At 46.6% G+C, this 16647-nt stretch carries 19 protein-coding genes; 5 read left to right on the plus strand and 14 right to left on the minus strand.

Features of this window, described 5'->3' with window-relative positions:
• Positions 1–43 precede the first annotated feature (43 nt).
• The 5 genes from speD to S2091_RS03495 form a co-directional block, all read right to left on the minus strand.
• Complete coding sequence (gene speD / locus S2091_RS03475) at positions 44–427, minus strand: adenosylmethionine decarboxylase (RefSeq protein ID WP_105530403.1); 384 nt, start codon at positions 425–427, stop codon at positions 44–46.
• Complete coding sequence (locus S2091_RS03480) at positions 424–606, minus strand: hypothetical protein (protein ID WP_105530404.1); 183 nt, start codon at positions 604–606, stop codon at positions 424–426. The genes speD and S2091_RS03480 overlap by 4 nt, the downstream gene beginning before the upstream one ends.
• The gene (locus S2091_RS03485; RefSeq protein WP_105530405.1) at positions 599–2047 is read right to left on the minus strand and encodes a DUF4178 domain-containing protein; all 1449 of its coding nucleotides are present in this window, start codon (positions 2045–2047) and stop codon (positions 599–601) included. The genes S2091_RS03480 and S2091_RS03485 overlap by 8 nt, the downstream gene beginning before the upstream one ends.
• A 16-nt stretch (positions 2048–2063) precedes the next feature.
• Entirely contained in the window at positions 2064–3098 is a 1035-nt protein-coding gene (locus S2091_RS03490) for an SPFH domain-containing protein (protein WP_105530406.1), read from the minus strand.
• Between the two features lie 111 nt (positions 3099–3209).
• On the minus strand, positions 3210–3596 hold the full coding sequence (locus tag S2091_RS03495) for a DUF350 domain-containing protein (RefSeq protein ID WP_105530407.1): 387 nt from the start codon (positions 3594–3596) through the stop codon (positions 3210–3212).
• Between the two features lie 145 nt (positions 3597–3741).
• On the opposite strand from S2091_RS03495, the gene S2091_RS03500 reads away from it, so the two are divergent.
• On the plus strand, positions 3742–5253 hold the full coding sequence (locus S2091_RS03500; protein WP_105530408.1) for a polyamine aminopropyltransferase: 1512 nt from the start codon (positions 3742–3744) through the stop codon (positions 5251–5253).
• 10 nt (positions 5254–5263) lie between these two features.
• On the plus strand, positions 5264–6880 hold the full coding sequence (locus S2091_RS03505; protein WP_105530409.1) for an NAD(P)-binding protein: 1617 nt from the start codon (positions 5264–5266) through the stop codon (positions 6878–6880).
• A gap of 36 nt (positions 6881–6916) precedes the next feature.
• Here the strand turns inward: S2091_RS03505 and S2091_RS03510 are convergent, their stop codons facing one another.
• Entirely contained in the window at positions 6917–7828 is a 912-nt protein-coding gene (locus tag S2091_RS03510) for a LysR family transcriptional regulator (RefSeq protein WP_105530513.1), read from the minus strand.
• Positions 7829–7913: 85 nt separating this feature from the next.
• On the opposite strand from S2091_RS03510, the gene S2091_RS03515 reads away from it, so the two are divergent.
• Positions 7914–8894, plus strand: coding sequence for an NAD-dependent epimerase/dehydratase family protein (locus S2091_RS03515; RefSeq protein WP_105530410.1), 981 nt, complete (start codon positions 7914–7916; stop codon positions 8892–8894).
• 145 nt (positions 8895–9039) lie between these two features.
• On the opposite strand, the gene ampC is transcribed toward S2091_RS03515, so the two are convergent.
• The 4 genes from ampC to S2091_RS03540 form a co-directional block, all read right to left on the minus strand.
• Positions 9040–10224 carry a class C beta-lactamase gene (gene ampC, locus S2091_RS03520; RefSeq protein ID WP_105530411.1) on the minus strand — a complete coding sequence of 395 codons (1185 nt, stop codon included), beginning with the start codon at positions 10222–10224 and terminating at the stop codon, positions 9040–9042.
• Positions 10225–10395: 171 nt separating this feature from the next.
• A complete protein-coding gene (locus tag S2091_RS03525; protein ID WP_341476983.1) occupies positions 10396–11181 on the minus strand; it encodes a M48 family metallopeptidase in 786 nt (261 codons plus the stop codon).
• Between the two features lie 167 nt (positions 11182–11348).
• Positions 11349–11690, minus strand: coding sequence for a virulence RhuM family protein (locus tag S2091_RS03535; RefSeq protein ID WP_207769598.1), 342 nt, complete (start codon positions 11688–11690; stop codon positions 11349–11351).
• Positions 11691–11726: 36 nt separating this feature from the next.
• Positions 11727–12065, minus strand: coding sequence for a hypothetical protein (locus S2091_RS03540; protein ID WP_105530515.1), 339 nt, complete (start codon positions 12063–12065; stop codon positions 11727–11729).
• 536 nt (positions 12066–12601) lie between these two features.
• On the opposite strand from S2091_RS03540, the gene S2091_RS03545 reads away from it, so the two are divergent.
• Both S2091_RS03545 and S2091_RS03550 read left to right on the plus strand, forming a co-directional pair.
• Entirely contained in the window at positions 12602–13318 is a 717-nt protein-coding gene (locus S2091_RS03545) for a hypothetical protein (RefSeq protein ID WP_105530413.1), read from the plus strand.
• Positions 13319–13472: 154 nt separating this feature from the next.
• On the plus strand, positions 13473–13826 hold the full coding sequence (locus S2091_RS03550) for a YkgJ family cysteine cluster protein (protein ID WP_105530516.1): 354 nt from the start codon (positions 13473–13475) through the stop codon (positions 13824–13826).
• 109 nt (positions 13827–13935) lie between these two features.
• Here S2091_RS03550 and S2091_RS03555 read toward each other — a convergent pair whose 3' ends face one another.
• The 4 genes from S2091_RS03555 to S2091_RS03570 all read right to left on the minus strand — a co-directional run bounded on the left by S2091_RS03555 (position 13936) and on the right by S2091_RS03570 (position 16602).
• On the minus strand, positions 13936–14523 hold the full coding sequence (locus tag S2091_RS03555; protein WP_105530517.1) for a YceI family protein: 588 nt from the start codon (positions 14521–14523) through the stop codon (positions 13936–13938).
• A gap of 257 nt (positions 14524–14780) precedes the next feature.
• On the minus strand, positions 14781–15350 hold the full coding sequence (locus S2091_RS03560; protein WP_105530518.1) for a YceI family protein: 570 nt from the start codon (positions 15348–15350) through the stop codon (positions 14781–14783).
• Between the two features lie 97 nt (positions 15351–15447).
• On the minus strand, positions 15448–15660 hold the full coding sequence (locus S2091_RS03565) for a 2-hydroxymuconate tautomerase family protein (RefSeq protein ID WP_105530414.1): 213 nt from the start codon (positions 15658–15660) through the stop codon (positions 15448–15450).
• A 198-nt stretch (positions 15661–15858) separates the two neighbouring features.
• A complete protein-coding gene (locus tag S2091_RS03570; RefSeq protein WP_105530415.1) occupies positions 15859–16602 on the minus strand; it encodes an SDR family NAD(P)-dependent oxidoreductase in 744 nt (247 codons plus the stop codon).
• Positions 16603–16647 lie beyond the last annotated feature (45 nt).

Consider the following 16647-nt stretch of genomic DNA (forward strand, 5'->3'; position numbering starts at 1 on the left):
AGAAAATGTTCCGAACTTATTTATTGCGGAACACAAAAATATCTTAGCGATTTGATTGGATGGTTGGAGCATGCCCACGAGAAATCGTTTGCACCGAACTTTTAGAGGCTTGTAAAGCCGATTGGATTACATCTAAAGCCCGGTCCGGTTTTGAGTTTCCGCACATGAAAATATCCACTGCGGCAAAGCCAAATTCCGGCCAGGTATGAATGGAAATATGTGACTCCGCCAACAATACAACGCCAGTGACGCCTTGCCCGGATCCAAAAGCATGGAAATGACTGCACAAAATAGTGGCGCCAGCGGCATTCGCACTCTCCCGAAGAAGCAGCTCTACGGTAGCTGCATCGTTTAGCTTGTCTGGGTTAATTCCATATAAATCAGCAAATAAGTGCTGCCCAGATGGCTCATAAACAGGATGCGTCATTTATGCCCACCACTGCCGCCAGCCAATGACCCGTTACCCATAAAAGAACTCCAGCCACTGCCACGGCTAGCGCCGGAACGGTTTTGATCATTTGATTCAGACGCAACAAGTTTTTGCCAAGTGATACCAGTCGTCAGCACAGTCACAACAATTGCGTAGATTAAAAATTTTCTATTCATTGCCTTCTTCAAAGTAGGAGTTCAGATATTTCGCGGGCAAATAAATCGCTAGCCCGCCAATCAAAACATAAATCCAGGTATTGATGGAAAGCAGAAGTGGGATCAGGTTCAGTGCGAGTATCAAGCCAATAAATTTGGTGGATAGAGCTTTAATATTTTCATCTGTACTGGTTTTATTCACGACTACTGCGTCACCAAACCAGGCACGGATTTGATCCGCACTGACTGGCGAAGATTGTGACCAGGTGATTTCAGATGAAGTCATTTCAACAGCGAGTTTGTTCTGGCCACCTTGAAATTCGACTACTTCAGTTCGATAGCCGATGCCCACGCGCCAGTTAAATGCGCCTGCTGCAAACAATACTGTCGCTGGATATCGATAGAGTTTGTGAAACGGTACTTTTCCGAGTACTGCGGCATCTTCCTGCATCCAGACTGGCCACTCGTCTAAGACTATCGCCCGAGCCCATCCTTCGGTGGTTTCAATCAGCCATAAAAAGCCTGCTTTGGGGCTATGTAACAAGTATTCAGTCCACACAGTATTTTCATTATCGCTACACTGCATTAACCCGATAAGCTGAAATTGCCTGCCACTGATTGTCGCCTGAGCTCCTAGCTTCAACGTCGTATGGACATGTTCCACGCGCTCACCGGCAGCTAATATCTGTGAGACCGGCCCTGAAGTGTCAACTTGGGAATGGCAGCTGGGGCAAACTATGGTCGTTGTAATACCCGGCAAAAATTGAGTGCTACTGCCACAGTGCGGGCAGGCCAATATTTCGATCTTGCCTTTGAATTTGCCAGCGCTGGTTCGTACTTGATCGTCATCGCGCAGCAGTTGGCATTTTAATTCGTCCAGACTTACTGCTTGTCCGGTATATACCTGCGGCTGATTTGAATCGGAATAATCCAACGTTAAAAAGTTGCGGCCAGAACGCAAATCGGCAACGTGTGCTTGCCAGCCTTGACCAATTTTAAACGGTAACTCACCTTGTCCACCGATACAGTCCGCAGTGCGAACATCGGCGGCAATATAATTTTGCCCGTTGATGAGGTAGGAGTGAGAAGGAATTAATGCTGTAAATTCGGGTAATTGAGCGTTGGCATGAATTTCCGTGGTCAGCGTATATTGTCCGGACGCATCCCCAAGCCATGCAGTTTTGCCATTGTCAAAGAGTGCGTACCATTCGTTCCACATGCCATCCGAATAGCGCAGCTGTATTCGCCCGATGATCGTAAATGCATTGCCCCCAAACGTACCAGTTGTGCCAATTTGAATGGGCGAATAATCTTCCAAAACGTCGGACATCTTGCCCAGGTTTTTAACCGACTCGGCATCTTTTAAGACGGTGGTTTTACAGTATTCGCACACTGCAAGAACCGAGGCATGTGATCGGAATTCAATTTGCGCGCCACAATTTGGGCAAGGAACAATTTGCATGGATGTGTTGTGTACTTTAGCCGATTAATTTTTTGAGCAATTCGGCTTTAGCCGTTTCGTAATCGCTGGCTGAAATCAAGGCTTTATCCAACAGTCCTTTGAGCTTTTCAAGGCGCACTTCAATGGCGTCTTCGGCTGGCGCAACGGGTGGGGCCGATGGGTTCGTCGATGGAGTTGCCGGTGCCGCCAGACCTTGCGCCATCACTTGACCAAAAGCGACACCGGAAGCCAGGCCTGCTCCGAGCCCGGCCAAACCGCCTTCATTTTGAGCCGCTAGGGGAATGGAGCTGGCAACTTGAAACTGGGTAAAGCCGCCCATTTTTTCAGCACTAAGGCCGCCCTTCATGCCAGCAGAGATGCGTTCGTCCAGAGCCGCTTGCAATTCGTCCGGCAGGCTGACGCTAGTCACATTAAACTCATCTAAACCCAAGCCATATTTTTCAAAAGCTTGTGCTAAATCGCCTTTAACATGCTGCGCCATCAGCGTTTGATTGGCTGCCATATCAAGAAAGGGCACATTGGCAGTACCGATTGAGTTAGCCATTGTCGCTAATGTGATGCCACGCAATTGATCTTCTACTTCGTCGCGGGTGTATTGTTCCCGCGTTCCGCTAATCTCAGTGAAGAATTTTTTGGCATCCGTCACCCGGTATGAATACATGCCGAACGCACGGATTCTAACCATATCAAAGTCTTTGTCACGTATCGTGATGGGTTGAGTTGTGCCCCATTTACGGCCAGTTTGAATTCGCGTGCTGAAAAAATACACGTCGGACTTGAAGGGGGATTCAAACAACTTATCCCAATTCTTCAAATAAGTTAAAACCGGCAAAGTCTGTGTCGTCAGTTTGTGGTTGCCCGGTCCAAATACATCGGCGACTTGGCCTTCATTGACAAAAACGGCGATCTGCGACTCGCGTACGGTGAGCATGCCGCCATTTTGAATTTCGAAATCCTGCATAGGAAAACGCCACGCAAGAACACCTTCGGTGTCTTCATTCCACTGCAAGACATCTATAAATTGTTTCTTAATGAAAGAACCAAGGCTCATGATTTTATCGTCCGAGTGAGAGATCTATTGAAGATGGAAAAACAATTTAAGAGGCACAGTTAGTAAACGTAATTAATAAACGAAGTTAAAAAACGTAACTAAGAAACATTTTTAAGAAATACAGGCAGCGTTAATCGCGCCGATAGACAAGGAAATTGCGCCCATTAACCCACCAAAGGCGGTATTGCCTGACTCAATATGTTCTTTTGAAATGTGCAGCAGCCTGACCGTCACCGCATAAGCTAATACCTGTACGACCATCGCCCCTGCTGCCCAAGCCATAAATTCAAGGTAGTTGGATGTATGCAGCAGACTGGACCCGATGGTGAGCGAGAAGCCGATTAATGCACCGCTCATGGAAAGCATCGCCGCATTGTTCCCTTGTCGAATCAGCAGTACTTCATCGATCGTGGTGACATAGGTGTAGACCATAAAAAAGACCGCGAGAAGCGCGCTGGCCGTCAGTAAATGTAAAGCGTAATTTGTAATTGCAGCCAAGGCGTTCTCTCAAAAGTAAATTAATCAACTACCAGGACTTATGCAAAACAGCCCCAGCGGCGTTGCATTCTCCTTGCCGTACTGAAACTACCAAAGATGTTTACCAAAAACAATTGTTGAAGTATATTAAACCAAAAGATAATCTATGCCCAAAAAAATTTTAATCCTCTCAGTCTTCGTCGTCGCCTCTTGCGGCCTCGCCTATGAACTCATCGCTGGGGCACTTTCAAGTTACTTGCTTGGCGACTCAATTCTTCAATTTTCCACCATTATCGGCTGCTACCTGTTTGCAATGGGCGTTGGAGCTCACTTTTCAAAATACATTCATGACGACGACTTACTGGCCCGTTTTGTTGATATAGAACTGGCCGTCGGGTTAATCGGAGGCATCTCTGCAGCGTTGTTGTTTTTGACCTTTTCGTGGATGTCGGCACCGTTCCGTACGCTTCTTTATGTTTTGGTCTTCATGATAGGTGCGCTAGTTGGCATGGAAGTGCCTCTGGTCATGCGGGTCTTAAATTCGCGACAGACCGAGTTCAATGAACTGGTTAGTCGTGTGCTCACTTTTGACTATCTTGGCGCACTGGCAGTTTCGCTGCTATTTCCTTTAGTTCTAGCTCCCTACCTTGGGCTGGTGCGCACCGGTTTTTTATTTGGGATGCTCAACATTGGCGTCGCGTTGTGGACCATACACACCTTCCGTCATGAATTGAAAAATGTCGGTGCGCGGTTGCTACGTGCAGCAACTATTCTTTGTTTATTAATGGCTGGATTTTCCTTATCTGACCGCATGGTTTATTGGGGTGAACATGGCTTGTACGGCGACGAAATCGTCTTCTCCACCACGACGCCATATCAACGTTTAGTCATCACCCGCTGGAAAGATGATCTGCGTTTGTATATCAACGGCAATCTGCAGTTTTCGTCACGGGACGAATATCGCTATCACGAGGCATTGGTGCATCCGGCCATGCAGGCACTTCCTTGGGCGCGCTCGGTACTGGTTTTAGGTGGCGGCGACGGGCTGGCCTTGCGTGAAATTCTCCGCTACTCAAATATTCAGCACGTGACGCTGGTTGACCTTGACCCGGCCATGACCAATGCGTTTACGCACAGGTCCGAATTAACGCAGCTTAATCACAGTTCGTTCAGTGACCCGCGCGTACATGTCGTTAACGCAGATGCCGCAATTTGGCTGCAAAATAATCAGGATATGTTTGATGCTGTCATTGTCGATTTTCCCGATCCATCCAGCTTTGCATTAGGTAAGCTGTATTCGGTACCGTTTTACGGCATAGTGAAAAAGCACGTTGCGGCGAATGGATTGATTGTTGTGCAATCTACCTCGCCATTTTTTGCACCGCACGCCTTTTGGACTGTAGAGGCGACACTAAAAGAAGTAGGCTTGCTGACCTATCCCTACCATTTGTACGTGCCATCATTTGGCGAGTGGGGATTTATTCTGGCATCACCACAACAGCATTTTGAACCACCCACGCAATATAGCCTGCCTATGCGTTATCTCAGCAAAGAAACAACGCATGAGATGTTCACTTTTCCGCCGGATATGCAGCGCATTCAAATGGAGCCGAATCACTTGGATACCCAGTCGCTGGTGCGTGAATTTGAGCAAGACTGGCGTCAGGTGATACGTTAATGGGCAGATTATGAATCGGCGCTCATTTTTATTGTGGGCTGGCGCCAGTAGTGCAGTAGCAATGGGCAGTGCCGCAGAATTTTGGCGCTGGCAAGAGATTACAACGGACGTCAACTACCCTGGCATGGCTGAGGGGCATTTCTTACGTGACCGGCATAAGCTTCCACCGCCAACAGAAATTATACAAACCGATGTCGTCGTGCTCGGTTCTGGCATTGGCGGTCTGACCGCAGCCTGGAAAATGAACAAGGAAGGCCTTAACGATTTTTTGGTCATCGATGGCCCGCAAGTTTATGGTAATGCAGCCGGTGGACACTTCGGTGATTTGGCGTACCCCACTGGTGCGCACTATCTGCCAGTCCCTTCAACAGAGTCATTTCATGTTCGTGAAATTCTGACTGATCTCGGCATTATTTTACGTAATCCGATGAGTGAGAAGCCTTATTACGATGAGCGATATCTTCTTCATGCACCAGAGGAGCGTCTTCTGTTTAATGGGCGATGGCAAGAAGGTGTCATTCCTAATGAGGGCGTACCACCGGATGAGTTAAAAGAGCACAGTCGATTTTTTAAGGAAATTGAACGCCTGCGTCATCTGCGTGATAGCAACGGAAAACGCATCTTCGCCATTCCCAGCACGTTGTCATCCACTGATCCTGAATGGCAAGCATTGGATAGCATTACCTTTAAAGCTTGGCTCGAAAAAAATGGCTACAGCTCGCCAACGCTGCATTGGTATTTGAACTATTGCTGCCGTGATGATTATGGAACCCGCTACGACAAGGTCTCTGCCTGGGCTGGTCTGCACTATTATTGCAGCCGCTCCGGCAAGGCAGAAAATGCGGAAAGCGGTGCATGGCTGACTTGGCCGGGAGGTTTAAGTCCGCTGGCAGAAGCGATGGATAAGGCAGCAGGTAGTCGCCGTAAAAGCGGTACGGCTGTTTCGCTAAAAACGACGGCCGATGGCGTTGAAGCGCACTGTTTTGAATTGATCAACGGCATTCCGAAAACGTTTATCGTACGCGCCAGAAAAGCGATATGCGCTATGCCCTTGTACGTCGCATCACGCGTTGTCGAATCAATTCAAGATTACGGCTTCGACCCTGCCTTGCACTTGCCTACGTACGCACCTTGGTTAGTGGCCAATTTTTTGATGAATGACTTTCCGCATGAATTACCAGATGCTCCGTTATCGTGGGATAACGTCGTTTATCAGGAACCGGGTCTTGGTTATGTCGTATCGACTCATCAAGATATTCGCATAACACCACCCCCTAAAACAGTCTTCAGTGCCTATGTCGCGCTGTCGGATCAGAGTCCCGATGCAGCCCGAAAATGGATGGCGCGGGTAACAGCTAAAGAATTGCTTGCCGCCGCGAGTGCTGATTTGAAGGCGGCCTATGGCTGGAAATTCGCATCTTGCGTTGAGCGTGTTGATATAACTTTGCGTGGGCACGCAATGGCTGTGCCGTTACCGACGTTTCGTTCTAACCCCGGGCTTAAGGCATTACGCGAATTAGATGGTCCGATACTTTTTGCGCATGCAGACCTATCTGGATTTTCGGTATTTGAAGAAGCCGCTTGGTGGGGATATCGTGCTGCCGGATTAGCGTTGAAGCAAACTTAGTATTGAGGCTGGCGACCATCGTAACTACATACGTTCCTAACTTGTCCCTTTACAGTACGTGGCAAGCCCATCTTTCAAGTAATTGAAAAGAAGCATAATGCGGCGGCAATTGCGCATGTCCTCATGCATCACAAGCCACATATCCAGTTCCAGGGCAACCACCTTCGGCAATACAGGGAGCAAGTTTTGATCTCTGGCGGCGATAGGTTTCTGGCATGCGCCAATGCCTATTCCAGCGCGCAAGGCGGACAATTGCGCCAGTTCATTGTCGCAGCGAAAATTAAACTGATCGCGGCTTAATTGAATTCCTAATTGCTGCGCCGAATGAATGGCGAAGGGGTTGCGGTCATAACCGATTAAGGTATGACCGTCCAGTTGGTCAATTCTCTTGGGCAGGCCGATGACTTCCGCATAGCTGCGGTGCACATATAAACCCACCGCCACAGGCCCTACGCGCCTGGCGATGAGAGCACCTTGGGTTGGCCGAAACATGCGGATGGCAATGTCAGCGTCTCTTCGTAGCATGTCTTCCGGTTCATTGGTCAGCACCAGTTCTAGCGTAATTTCAGGGTACTGTCGGTGAAAAGGCGCCAATAATCCCGGTAATACTTCGCCGCCGACTATTGTGCTTGCAGTAATTCGTACCGTCCCGTGCTCTTTACCCGCTTCTCCGGAGGCGCGCCGAATTAACGCTTCAGCGGCGGCTGCCATTGTTTCAGCATGAGGAATTAATTCAAGGGCGATAGCATTGGGAACCAGACCGACGGGAGAGCGAGAGAACAACGCCGTCTTTAGCTGCATTTCCAATGCCTCGATATGGCGGCCAATTGTGGGTTGAGTCGTGTCCAATGAGCGAGCCGCCGCCGACAAGCTGCCTAGCCGTGCGACGGCGAGAAATGAGCGGTATAACTCCCAACTGGGCTCTTCAGTAGTTAAACGTTTTTGCATAATGGCCATTCGGTTATATGTATTCTAGTTTATCCCATGAAAGACTAAGCTGATACCCATCTTCACTTATTTAGGAATTTTCGGCATGGAAACGACTGCTACTCGCAAGACGGCACTCATTCTTGGCATCACTGGTGGCTTTGGAAGCGCCGTTGCCAATTCACTAGCAGCCCGAGGCTGGCAAGTGCGCGCTCTGCATCGTAATCCGGAAGCCGGGCTAGCTATGTTGCCCGCGTACGACATTGAGTGGCGACTTGGTGACGCCATGAATCAGGTGGATGTTTGTGCTGCAGCACAGGGTGTCGATTTGATTGTTCATGGCCTTAATCCACCGAAGTACCAACGCTGGCGCGAACTGGCTATTCCTATGCTTGCCAACTCAATAGTGGCTGCCAAGGCTTCCGGCGCGCGGTTGGTATTTCCTGGAAATGTTTATCTCTATGGTGATGACGCAGGTGATGTAGTCAATGAAAATTCGCCCAGGAACCCAATCACGGAAAAAGGGAAGATTCGTTTGGAAATGGAGCAGATGATCGCCGAAGGTGCGCGTCATGGGGCTCGGGCGATCATCGTGCGAGCAGGTGATTTCTTTGGCCCCGGCGGTCAAACCAGTTCCTGGTTCGGTTCCGCGATGATAAAGCCAGGCAAGCCCGTTCGTTCGGTAATCTATCCCGGCCAACCGGAGATTGCGCATGGCTGGGCCTTTCTGCCGGATGTTGCTGAAACCGTGGCGCGACTCGCGGAACTGGAAGCAGATTTACCGGATATTGAAATTTATCATTTCGGTGGACACTGGCTAGCTTCGGCTTCCGCAATGATGGCGGCGATTCAGCGCGTGGTGGGGCGGAAAGTGCCGTTGCGTACCTTGCCCTGGCCACTGATGAAGTTGCTCACGCCATTTTCCGGGTTGATGCGGGAGCTGATGGAGATGCGATATTTGTGGCAAAAGCCGCTGCGACTGGACAACAGTAAGCTGCTGCGCGTGTTGGGTGAGGAGCCGCATACGCCCCTAGATGAAGCAATGCGGATAACGCTGATAGGTTTGGGCTGTACGCCGAGCCATTGATTGACGCGATACTTCCAATGCAGGACAAATCTTACGCGGCGTACTTCTTCAGGCGATGCGTTTTATTGGTTGAAATTTCCTGCCACTTACTTCATGAGTAGGTGGCAGGAAACGGCCATAGAAAAATAACTGCAACAATAAACGGTTATTTATTGGCTGGTATTTGTACATCCAACTTTTTTAATATTTCATAGGCGGCAGTCACTCTGGCATCGTTCGGATAGCTTTTGTTCGCAAGTATCACAATACCGATTTTCTTTGCTGGGACATAAAGTGCATAAGCGCCAAAACCGCCAGTTGAACCAGTTTTATTCAAAAAAACATTTGATTGTGGTGCCAGCGGCGGGCTTAATTTAGTGGCTGCCGTATCTTCATTAATCATCGTAGGTGAATTGCCTGCCACCATCTGCTTTAACTTTGCCGTATCAGGATATTGCTCCCAGATTAAATCCTGGATTATCTCGCCAGCTTTAAAATATCCCGTGTGGGTAGCAACTATCGCATTTTGCAATTTTTCGTCCAACTGCACTTGCTGCATATTGGCGTTAATAAAGCGGATAAGGTCAACGGTATTTGTTTTTACGCCATAGGCTTCAGATGCCAGAATATCTGGGTTGACGCGAACAGGCTTATCCGCTTTGTTATAGCCTTGTGCATAATTACCCATTTGCTCCGCAGGTACATTGATGTAGCTGTTCTTCATTCCAAGTGCAGGAAATAATATTTTTTCCATCGCGTCGTCAAAAGGCATATTCATACTTTTGGCGGTGACGATGCCAAGCAAGCCAACTCCCGGATTAGAGTAAGTTCGGTAGGTTCCAGGTTTATACGAGGATTGAAAGTGCTTGTAATAGTCCATCAGCTGATCATAACTTTGAACGCTATCTGGAACTTGTAATGGAAAATTTCCCGCAGTATGTGTCCCAAGATTAAGCAGGCTGATTTTGTCAAAGCTACTGCCACGCAAATTCGGTAAATATTTGCTGACCGGGTCCGATAAGTTAAGTTGCCCATTGGCCTGAGCATAAGATGCCAATGTTGCGGTGAACGTTTTGCTGAGCGAGCCGATTTCAAATAGCGTTGCATTCGTCACTGGCTGCTTGGTGTCTTTCGATGCTACCCCATAATTATAAAAATAATTTTCTCCGTTAAAACTAATCGCGATTGCCATGCCCGCTATATTGTATTTTTGTAGCAATGGTTTAATCGCGTCATCGACGGTATCTTGGAGTTTAGGTTGATCGGTATTGACGGCGGCGAAGCTGGTGCCTGCGATAAAGCATGCTAGTACGGATAATTTTTTGACAGTGTTGACGGTGTTTTGACGCATGATTAATAACCTTTTGTTTCGAACGGAAAAGTGGATGACTCAATGAGTGAGCTGATTATGAAGGATTAGCGGCCATAATGCATGCGAAGCGTTTGCCTAATCTTAATTTTTATTTGATCACTAAGCGAGGCAGCACATCAGTATTTGCATACCTATTTAAGGCGGCGCGGACTAGTTATCCAATTGAGATACATCTGCCAAAATCAAGTTTGCCATCCCATCAAGCACTTTTTTTGTTTTCTCCCAATTGGGCATGACCTGCTTCATTAAGCGATAAAATCGCTTGCCATGATTATGCTCAGCGATATGGCAAAGCTCATGCAAAATCACATAATCGATACACTGCCGTGGTGCTTTAATTAAATGTGGGTTGAGTGTCAATCTGCCGTTTGGTGAACAACTTCCCCATTGTGTCTTCATCGTTAATACGCGGATTGATGGCCTTTCTTTAACCCATAAAGCCTGTTCCAGCATCGCATCTAAACGCTTGATAAAAACGTCTTTTGCTCGCTCTTTATACCAATCTGAAAGCATGTTCTCTATTTTTATTTGACTTTTTTGATGCACCGTAACTTCAAGTTTTCCCCTTAGTAATTTAACGCATTGCTCCATTTCTGGCGCTTCAATCACTTTTAATACATATTGTTTGCCAAGGTAATAATGACTCTCGCCACTCACATATTTACGCGGCGTAATATATGCCAATTGCTTTCTAAAGTCGCGTAGTTGCTCATAAATCCAACGGCTCCGTTTTTTGACAGCATCTAGCACTGCCTGACTATCGGCGTCGTCAGGAGCAGACACCACTACACGGCAATCAGGGTGTACTTGGATCAGCACTCGCGCCGATGTTTGCGACCCTTTTATGCAATCAAAGCTAATCTTTTCATCACCGTAAGTAATGCTCATTTTTTTTACCCCGGTAGGTTCGAGGTTGCGCATAATTGACACAGTCATGATGTAGTTACACTCCGTTTAAACCAACGCGCGTGATTTGAATAATCATTTCTACGATTTTTTTTGCTTGGTCCATTCCGCCGCCAACATCTCTGCATTCCTTAAACATAAGGGGCAATAATTTTTTACGAATATCTGCCTCGATATTTTGCGGATTAATTGAATTCTCAGCGACCGAAGCCCTTGATGATGTACTCCTCAAGCAGCGGCGTTGCCCATTGACGAAACTGTGTACCGCGCACCGAGCGCACTCGGTAGCCAACTGCCAAAACTAGTGGCAGGCTAAAATACTGAACACGGTAATTTTTGCCATCGGCGGCAGTTGTTCGGTAAAACCGAACAACTGAATTTTCATCCAATTCGCCTTCTTCAAAGATGTTCTTGACATGCCCATTAATCGTCCCTTTAGCCTTGCCATACAGATCACAAATCATCGCTTGCGACAGCCACAAGGTATCGTTTTCAAAACGGCATTCAATGCGCACCTTGCCATCATTAGATGAGAACATGACGAATTCGTCATTGGGGGCTAACCGAGAAAGGCGTCAGCTATGATCAACTTTTTTCGACCCTGCTTTTATACCGCCGTATACATTACCAAAGCGACGAGACAGGTACAAAGCAATTGCCAAACCGCCTGACCCGGCTGTGCTTAGATCTAACAGCGATCGAGCGTTGAAATCTGAGAGTTGAAATAGTAAACAATACCCAATAATTATATTTAAAGCCCCCCAAATTACATTCAGCATGGAAGAAGATTCGCCTTGACCTGGCGGTGTTGCAAACGGGGTTGGGAATGGGCGGCCAGACATTCCGTTTGTAATATGAGGAATGCTGTTGGCCAGAAATGCGCCGCCGAAAAAGTATGCAATATAGTAAACCATCAAAAATCCTTTAATGTTTATGGCGTGCTTCGCGCTCGGAGCCATTTAATTTTTGTTTCATAATAATGCCGTATTGCTCGACCAGTCCATTGTCCGTTTGGTACCACCAAGCGTCTGTCACCAAAACACACTGACTGCCTCCCGACCTTCGCATTGTCGACTTTGCCAAGTTAAGCACAGTAATTTAAAATTTTAAATTCGGCAACTTCTTTACTCTATGACAGCAATAGGAATGGCAAAAGACCATTAGTAAACAACCCCGTATGCTTCGGGTTTGCCGACTCCGGTTATACCGATTTCCCTATAGCCGTCATTCAACGAAAGGGTGTGGCGCGCTCATCGGCAGTTTGTGCAGGAAAGGCCGTGTTAAGTGAATACCAATTGAATGATCAATCTGATTTTTCTTGAAGGCATCTAAAGGATGCTTGATATGTTGGATCTCAACCTTTATCCTCATGCCACAATGAATACTGGCAAAATATTACACTGATCTTGAAGTACATACTCACTCGACACAAGATAGGAATGGAAGAAAAATGACGATCGCCGAACTACCTTTTCGGGCAACAACGGAGCAAGCTTGCGACTGGCTTACGCAGCAAACCGGTATGCCATGGACATTAACGAGCTTGATCGAAAACGGTTTGACTCCCTACGTTTGGCTGGACTATGACGCTAACTATCCTGAGCTGTTCGGTGAGGCGAACGGTGGTTACCCGGCGCCGATTTTTTTCGAAGGTGACACTCAACGACTTGCGGCTGGAAGCGAGGATGTACTCATCACGATTACAAAAGACGTTTATACGATAGTGACGCAACTCAAACCTCCTGGTTTTCGGAGGGCCTTGCATGAATTACGTTTTCTGAAAAAGGATCTGGAACGGCTGGCAAACAAACTCAAACGCGAAGCCCAACCCCAGCTCCAGCCAGTCAATATTAAGGAGGCAACGGAATCGCAGAAAGGCATCAACAAAGAGCAGGTATTAATGGCATTTTCCAGCCTGGTAAAAATAGACCTTGAGCAGGCTCTGGACAGTGGTGGCGGTATATTTGGCGACGATGGCGCAAGAGTTAAAGGCAGTGCCAAAAAGGGAAAAAACAAAACTGTCTGGAATCCAATCACGTTGGCGCTGGGATTGAATGACGTATATCGGGTACCCATGTCACGCCTGACAAGAGCATTTAATGCGCATGATTTTTTGGACGCATGGGCTGCGGATTGGAATCATACTCTGGCGCTATTGGGAAAATAAGGCGTTAATATTGCCAGTTGCATCGAAAAAATATCGGTGCGGGGTAGCCAATTAGATTAAGATTTACAGTCTAATTGGAATGCAAATATGCGCATTTAAGCTTACAACGCGAATGCGTCTTTTAATAAATTTTAGTAGGGGTTACTTCAAGTCGATGCTGGCAATTAGTCAAAAAATAAAGTTTTATAGGAAACGTATTCCGTCATTCGAATGCATCCCCGGGTGTCACGATTGTTGTGGCCCAGTGACGACTTCATCTTTTGAAATGTCCTTCCTGCCGGTAAAAACTGACGAAGAGCATGACGCTGCGCTCAACAATTTGAGCTGCCCACATTTAGCAAGTGAGGGATGTTCAGTTTACGAAGATCGTCCGCTAATCTGCCGTATGTTCGGGACAACTCCGAAGCTCTTATGTCCACATGGCAAACGTCCCGAAGAGATGATCGATCCATTGATTGAAGCAGAGATCCACGAGTTCTTCTTATCTACTCGCCAGGTATTGGTTTAAATGTGCGCGTGTCAGCGGGGTTCATTCTTTGAAATAATGCATGTTGTCGCCAACATGCATCGAAGCATCGTGTAAATCAATCGTTATTTTAATGATGTTATTCCGAACGTTATCGCTGGTTTCCGGCTAGAACGGACTTTCCGACGCTTGCCAGCAGGTGAAACTTGATTTGGATTTCGTTTGCGACTATGTCAACGCTTGACCATGCTCCTTCGCCGATGTTGTAGTCAGTGCGCAAAATTACAAACGCACCGTCAAAGCTGGCAGTCTTGCCAGATATGGTCATGTTGGCAGACGTCGTGACAATTTTTGTATGACCTTTGATGGTCAGCGGTCCACTGACTTCATAACGATTTCCACCCAGCGATTTAATGCTGTTGCTAGTAAAACTGGCTTTTGGGAAAGCTTTAACATTGAACCATTGTTTGCCAATCACTTCATCATTACCCTCGTCGGAGCCGATATCGATACTGACCAGATCAAGATTAAATTGTGCTTTTGAGGCGATCAAGTTGGCTGGGTCAAAATTCATTTGCACATCGAATTTCTTGAATTTCCCATTCATGCTCACCCCCATTTGCTTGAAACCAAAAGTAAGCGTGCTTTTATCGGATTGCACAGTGTTGTACTCATCCGTATGGCCGATTGTCGGCAGGCTGAGTGCAATTGCACATGCCAGAAGTAACGCCAATTTCATTTTTACCTCTAAATTTATAACAACGTTAAAACAGCGTAGATCCATATTTTTTTTATTTCCGTTTGAAAAAGTAAAAAATTTTCACAATCAAACTCAATGCCACACCAATAAATCCACAAACAATAATCAGAATATTTAACATTTTTATTTTCCTAAAAATAGAAGTGATTTCTAGTCAAACTCAACATCGAGGTGGATTATTAATTCACCTCTATTAACGTTCGTAGCTTATTAAATCGTTGTTGAGTTTAGTGCCATTAATCTTGCCGAATCGATTCCACGCCGAAAATCAACGTCATTTCATCACTAACGTACGGCGCATACTTTCCTGCATTGAAGTCCGAACGATTAATTTTTGCTGTTGCGTTGGCACCGCATGCGTCTTTCTTCAGCATAGGATGCGTCATGCAATGAAACGATGTAATTGTCAGGGTCACAGGTTTGGTGATGCCTTTAATTGTTAAATTACCTTCTACCGATGTTGGTACATCTCCTGAGAAACTGACTTTAGTTGATTTGTAATTGATCGTTGGATAGGTACCGGTATCAAGAAAATCTGCGCTTTGAATGTCGTGATTGAAGGCGGCACTTCCTGTGTCAACTGAATTACTCAAAATTTCCACTTCGACAGATCCACTCTTAGCCTGCCGGTCTAGCGTAATCTTTCCCGTTGTGCTGTCGAATCGACTCAATTGGATCGAGTAACCAAAATGGTTGTATTCAAAACGCGGCATAGTGTGACTTCCATCAATTACATAAATCTCCGGCGCTGCGAGAGCCGTCACGGATATTCCTAATACAGCAATAAGTACAAGTAGTTTTTTCATATTTAATTCCATAAGTTTAAAAGCAACGGTCATTACGTAACTGGCGAAATACCAAACTGATTGGTATCAGCCAAACAAAATTAACACTTCCCCCCTGTCATCTTTCTTTAGCTTCGCGTCTTCGTAACGAGGTGATGTTCTCACCGGCCAGTCCCCAATTATCAGTATCAACTTCGTCGATAATGACGAATGTTGTTGACGGGTGTTTATTCAATATACGACTCAGCAAATTGGTCGCACCTTCGATCAGTTGTAGTTTTTGTTCCGGAGTTACACCTTCGCGAGTTACGCGAATATTGATGTACGGCATAGTAGATTTCCTTTAATTGGCAAACAGGTTTAATAAAACCTGTTTGCATTTTCGTGCTTGCCAAAATACGGGGAGCGATTCAAAAATATTGTCGTTATGAGAAAAACGAAATAAAAAAATAGGCAGAATTGGGAAGAGCGAAACAACAAAATCGCTCCTCAAAAACACCTAATTCAATTACCAGTAACCGGTTACCAGTTACCAATTTCCAGCGGTTGCACCGCCATCTACCGCAAGAACTACACCGGTGGTGAACTGCGCTTCTGTTAAATAAAGAACTGCGTCAACGATATCCTTGGTGGCACCGATCTGAGCCGATGGCGCCATTGTTTTTAGGAATGCTTTGGTACCTTCGTCATTGCTGTGGAGTGGTGTGTCAATCATGCCAGGTGCCACTGCTGTGACTTTTACATTTGAAGTAGCTAGTTCGATCGCCAATGCACGAGTGGCGTGATTCAAGCCGCCTTTGATTAATACGGGCAACAATGCGGGCACTTTTGCGCTTGGTTGCATGGCGATACTGGCGGTGATCGTGACGATATGACCTTGCTTGTTCGCTGACATATGAGCAGCAGCCAATTGGGTTGGGTGGAAAAATCCCTTTAAGTTCGTGCTAACAATCGAGTCCAGATCTTCTTCTGTGTAAGCAGTAATTGGTTTGGCAATAAAGATGCCTGCATTGTTAATCAGGATGTCAACCTTAGTGAATTTGGCGATGGCACGGTCAAATATTTCCTTTGCAGTTTCCGGTTTGGATATATCGCCTGCGACCAGTAAAAAATTGTCGGGCTTACCGAGCTTTTCTGCTGCAGCCTTCAGCCGCTCACTGGTCCGGGCGTTGCCGACCACGTTGTAACCGCGCTTCAGATATTCTTCTGCGAGTGCGAATCCAATACCGCTCGATGCGCCGGTGATAATTACCGTCTTTTTATTTGTGTTCATTTGCAATGCTCCATTAGTTAATTACGAATCAACGGAAAAATTCAC

Source organism: Solimicrobium silvestre, assembly GCF_002976435.1.
Taxonomy (GTDB): domain Bacteria; phylum Pseudomonadota; class Gammaproteobacteria; order Burkholderiales; family Burkholderiaceae_D; genus Solimicrobium; species Solimicrobium silvestre.

What these genes read in the sequence shown, in the direction of transcription:
- S2091_RS03515 (WP_105530410.1), top strand. Translation starts at nt 7,914, where the DNA reads ATGGAAACGACTGCTACTCGCAAGACGGCACTCATTCTTGGCATCACT.
- S2091_RS03500 (WP_105530408.1), top strand. Translation starts at nt 3,742, where the DNA reads ATGCCCAAAAAAATTTTAATCCTCTCAGTCTTCGTCGTCGCCTCTTGC.
- S2091_RS03485 (WP_105530405.1), bottom strand. Translation starts at nt 2,047, where the DNA reads ATGCAAATTGTTCCTTGCCCAAATTGTGGCGCGCAAATTGAATTCCGA.
- ampC (WP_105530411.1), bottom strand. Translation starts at nt 10,224, where the DNA reads ATGCGTCAAAACACCGTCAACACTGTCAAAAAATTATCCGTACTAGCA.
- S2091_RS03560 (WP_105530518.1), bottom strand. Translation starts at nt 15,350, where the DNA reads ATGAAAAAACTACTTGTACTTATTGCTGTATTAGGAATATCCGTGACG.
- S2091_RS03570 (WP_105530415.1), bottom strand. Translation starts at nt 16,602, where the DNA reads ATGAACACAAATAAAAAGACGGTAATTATCACCGGCGCATCGAGCGGT.
- S2091_RS03525 (WP_341476983.1), bottom strand. Translation starts at nt 11,181, where the DNA reads ATGACTGTGTCAATTATGCGCAACCTCGAACCTACCGGGGTAAAAAAA.
- S2091_RS03565 (WP_105530414.1), bottom strand. Translation starts at nt 15,660, where the DNA reads ATGCCGTACATCAATATTCGCGTAACTCGCGAAGGTGTAACTCCGGAA.
- S2091_RS03555 (WP_105530517.1), bottom strand. Translation starts at nt 14,523, where the DNA reads ATGAAATTGGCGTTACTTCTGGCATGTGCAATTGCACTCAGCCTGCCG.
- S2091_RS03490 (WP_105530406.1), bottom strand. Translation starts at nt 3,098, where the DNA reads ATGAGCCTTGGTTCTTTCATTAAGAAACAATTTATAGATGTCTTGCAG.
- S2091_RS03480 (WP_105530404.1), bottom strand. Translation starts at nt 606, where the DNA reads ATGAATAGAAAATTTTTAATCTACGCAATTGTTGTGACTGTGCTGACG.
- speD (WP_105530403.1), bottom strand. Translation starts at nt 427, where the DNA reads ATGACGCATCCTGTTTATGAGCCATCTGGGCAGCACTTATTTGCTGAT.
- S2091_RS03535 (WP_207769598.1), bottom strand. Translation starts at nt 11,690, where the DNA reads ATGTTCTCATCTAATGATGGCAAGGTGCGCATTGAATGCCGTTTTGAA.
- S2091_RS03550 (WP_105530516.1), top strand. Translation starts at nt 13,473, where the DNA reads ATGCTGGCAATTAGTCAAAAAATAAAGTTTTATAGGAAACGTATTCCG.
- S2091_RS03505 (WP_105530409.1), top strand. Translation starts at nt 5,264, where the DNA reads ATGAATCGGCGCTCATTTTTATTGTGGGCTGGCGCCAGTAGTGCAGTA.
- S2091_RS03540 (WP_105530515.1), bottom strand. Translation starts at nt 12,065, where the DNA reads ATGGTTTACTATATTGCATACTTTTTCGGCGGCGCATTTCTGGCCAAC.
- S2091_RS03545 (WP_105530413.1), top strand. Translation starts at nt 12,602, where the DNA reads ATGACGATCGCCGAACTACCTTTTCGGGCAACAACGGAGCAAGCTTGC.
- S2091_RS03510 (WP_105530513.1), bottom strand. Translation starts at nt 7,828, where the DNA reads ATGCAAAAACGTTTAACTACTGAAGAGCCCAGTTGGGAGTTATACCGC.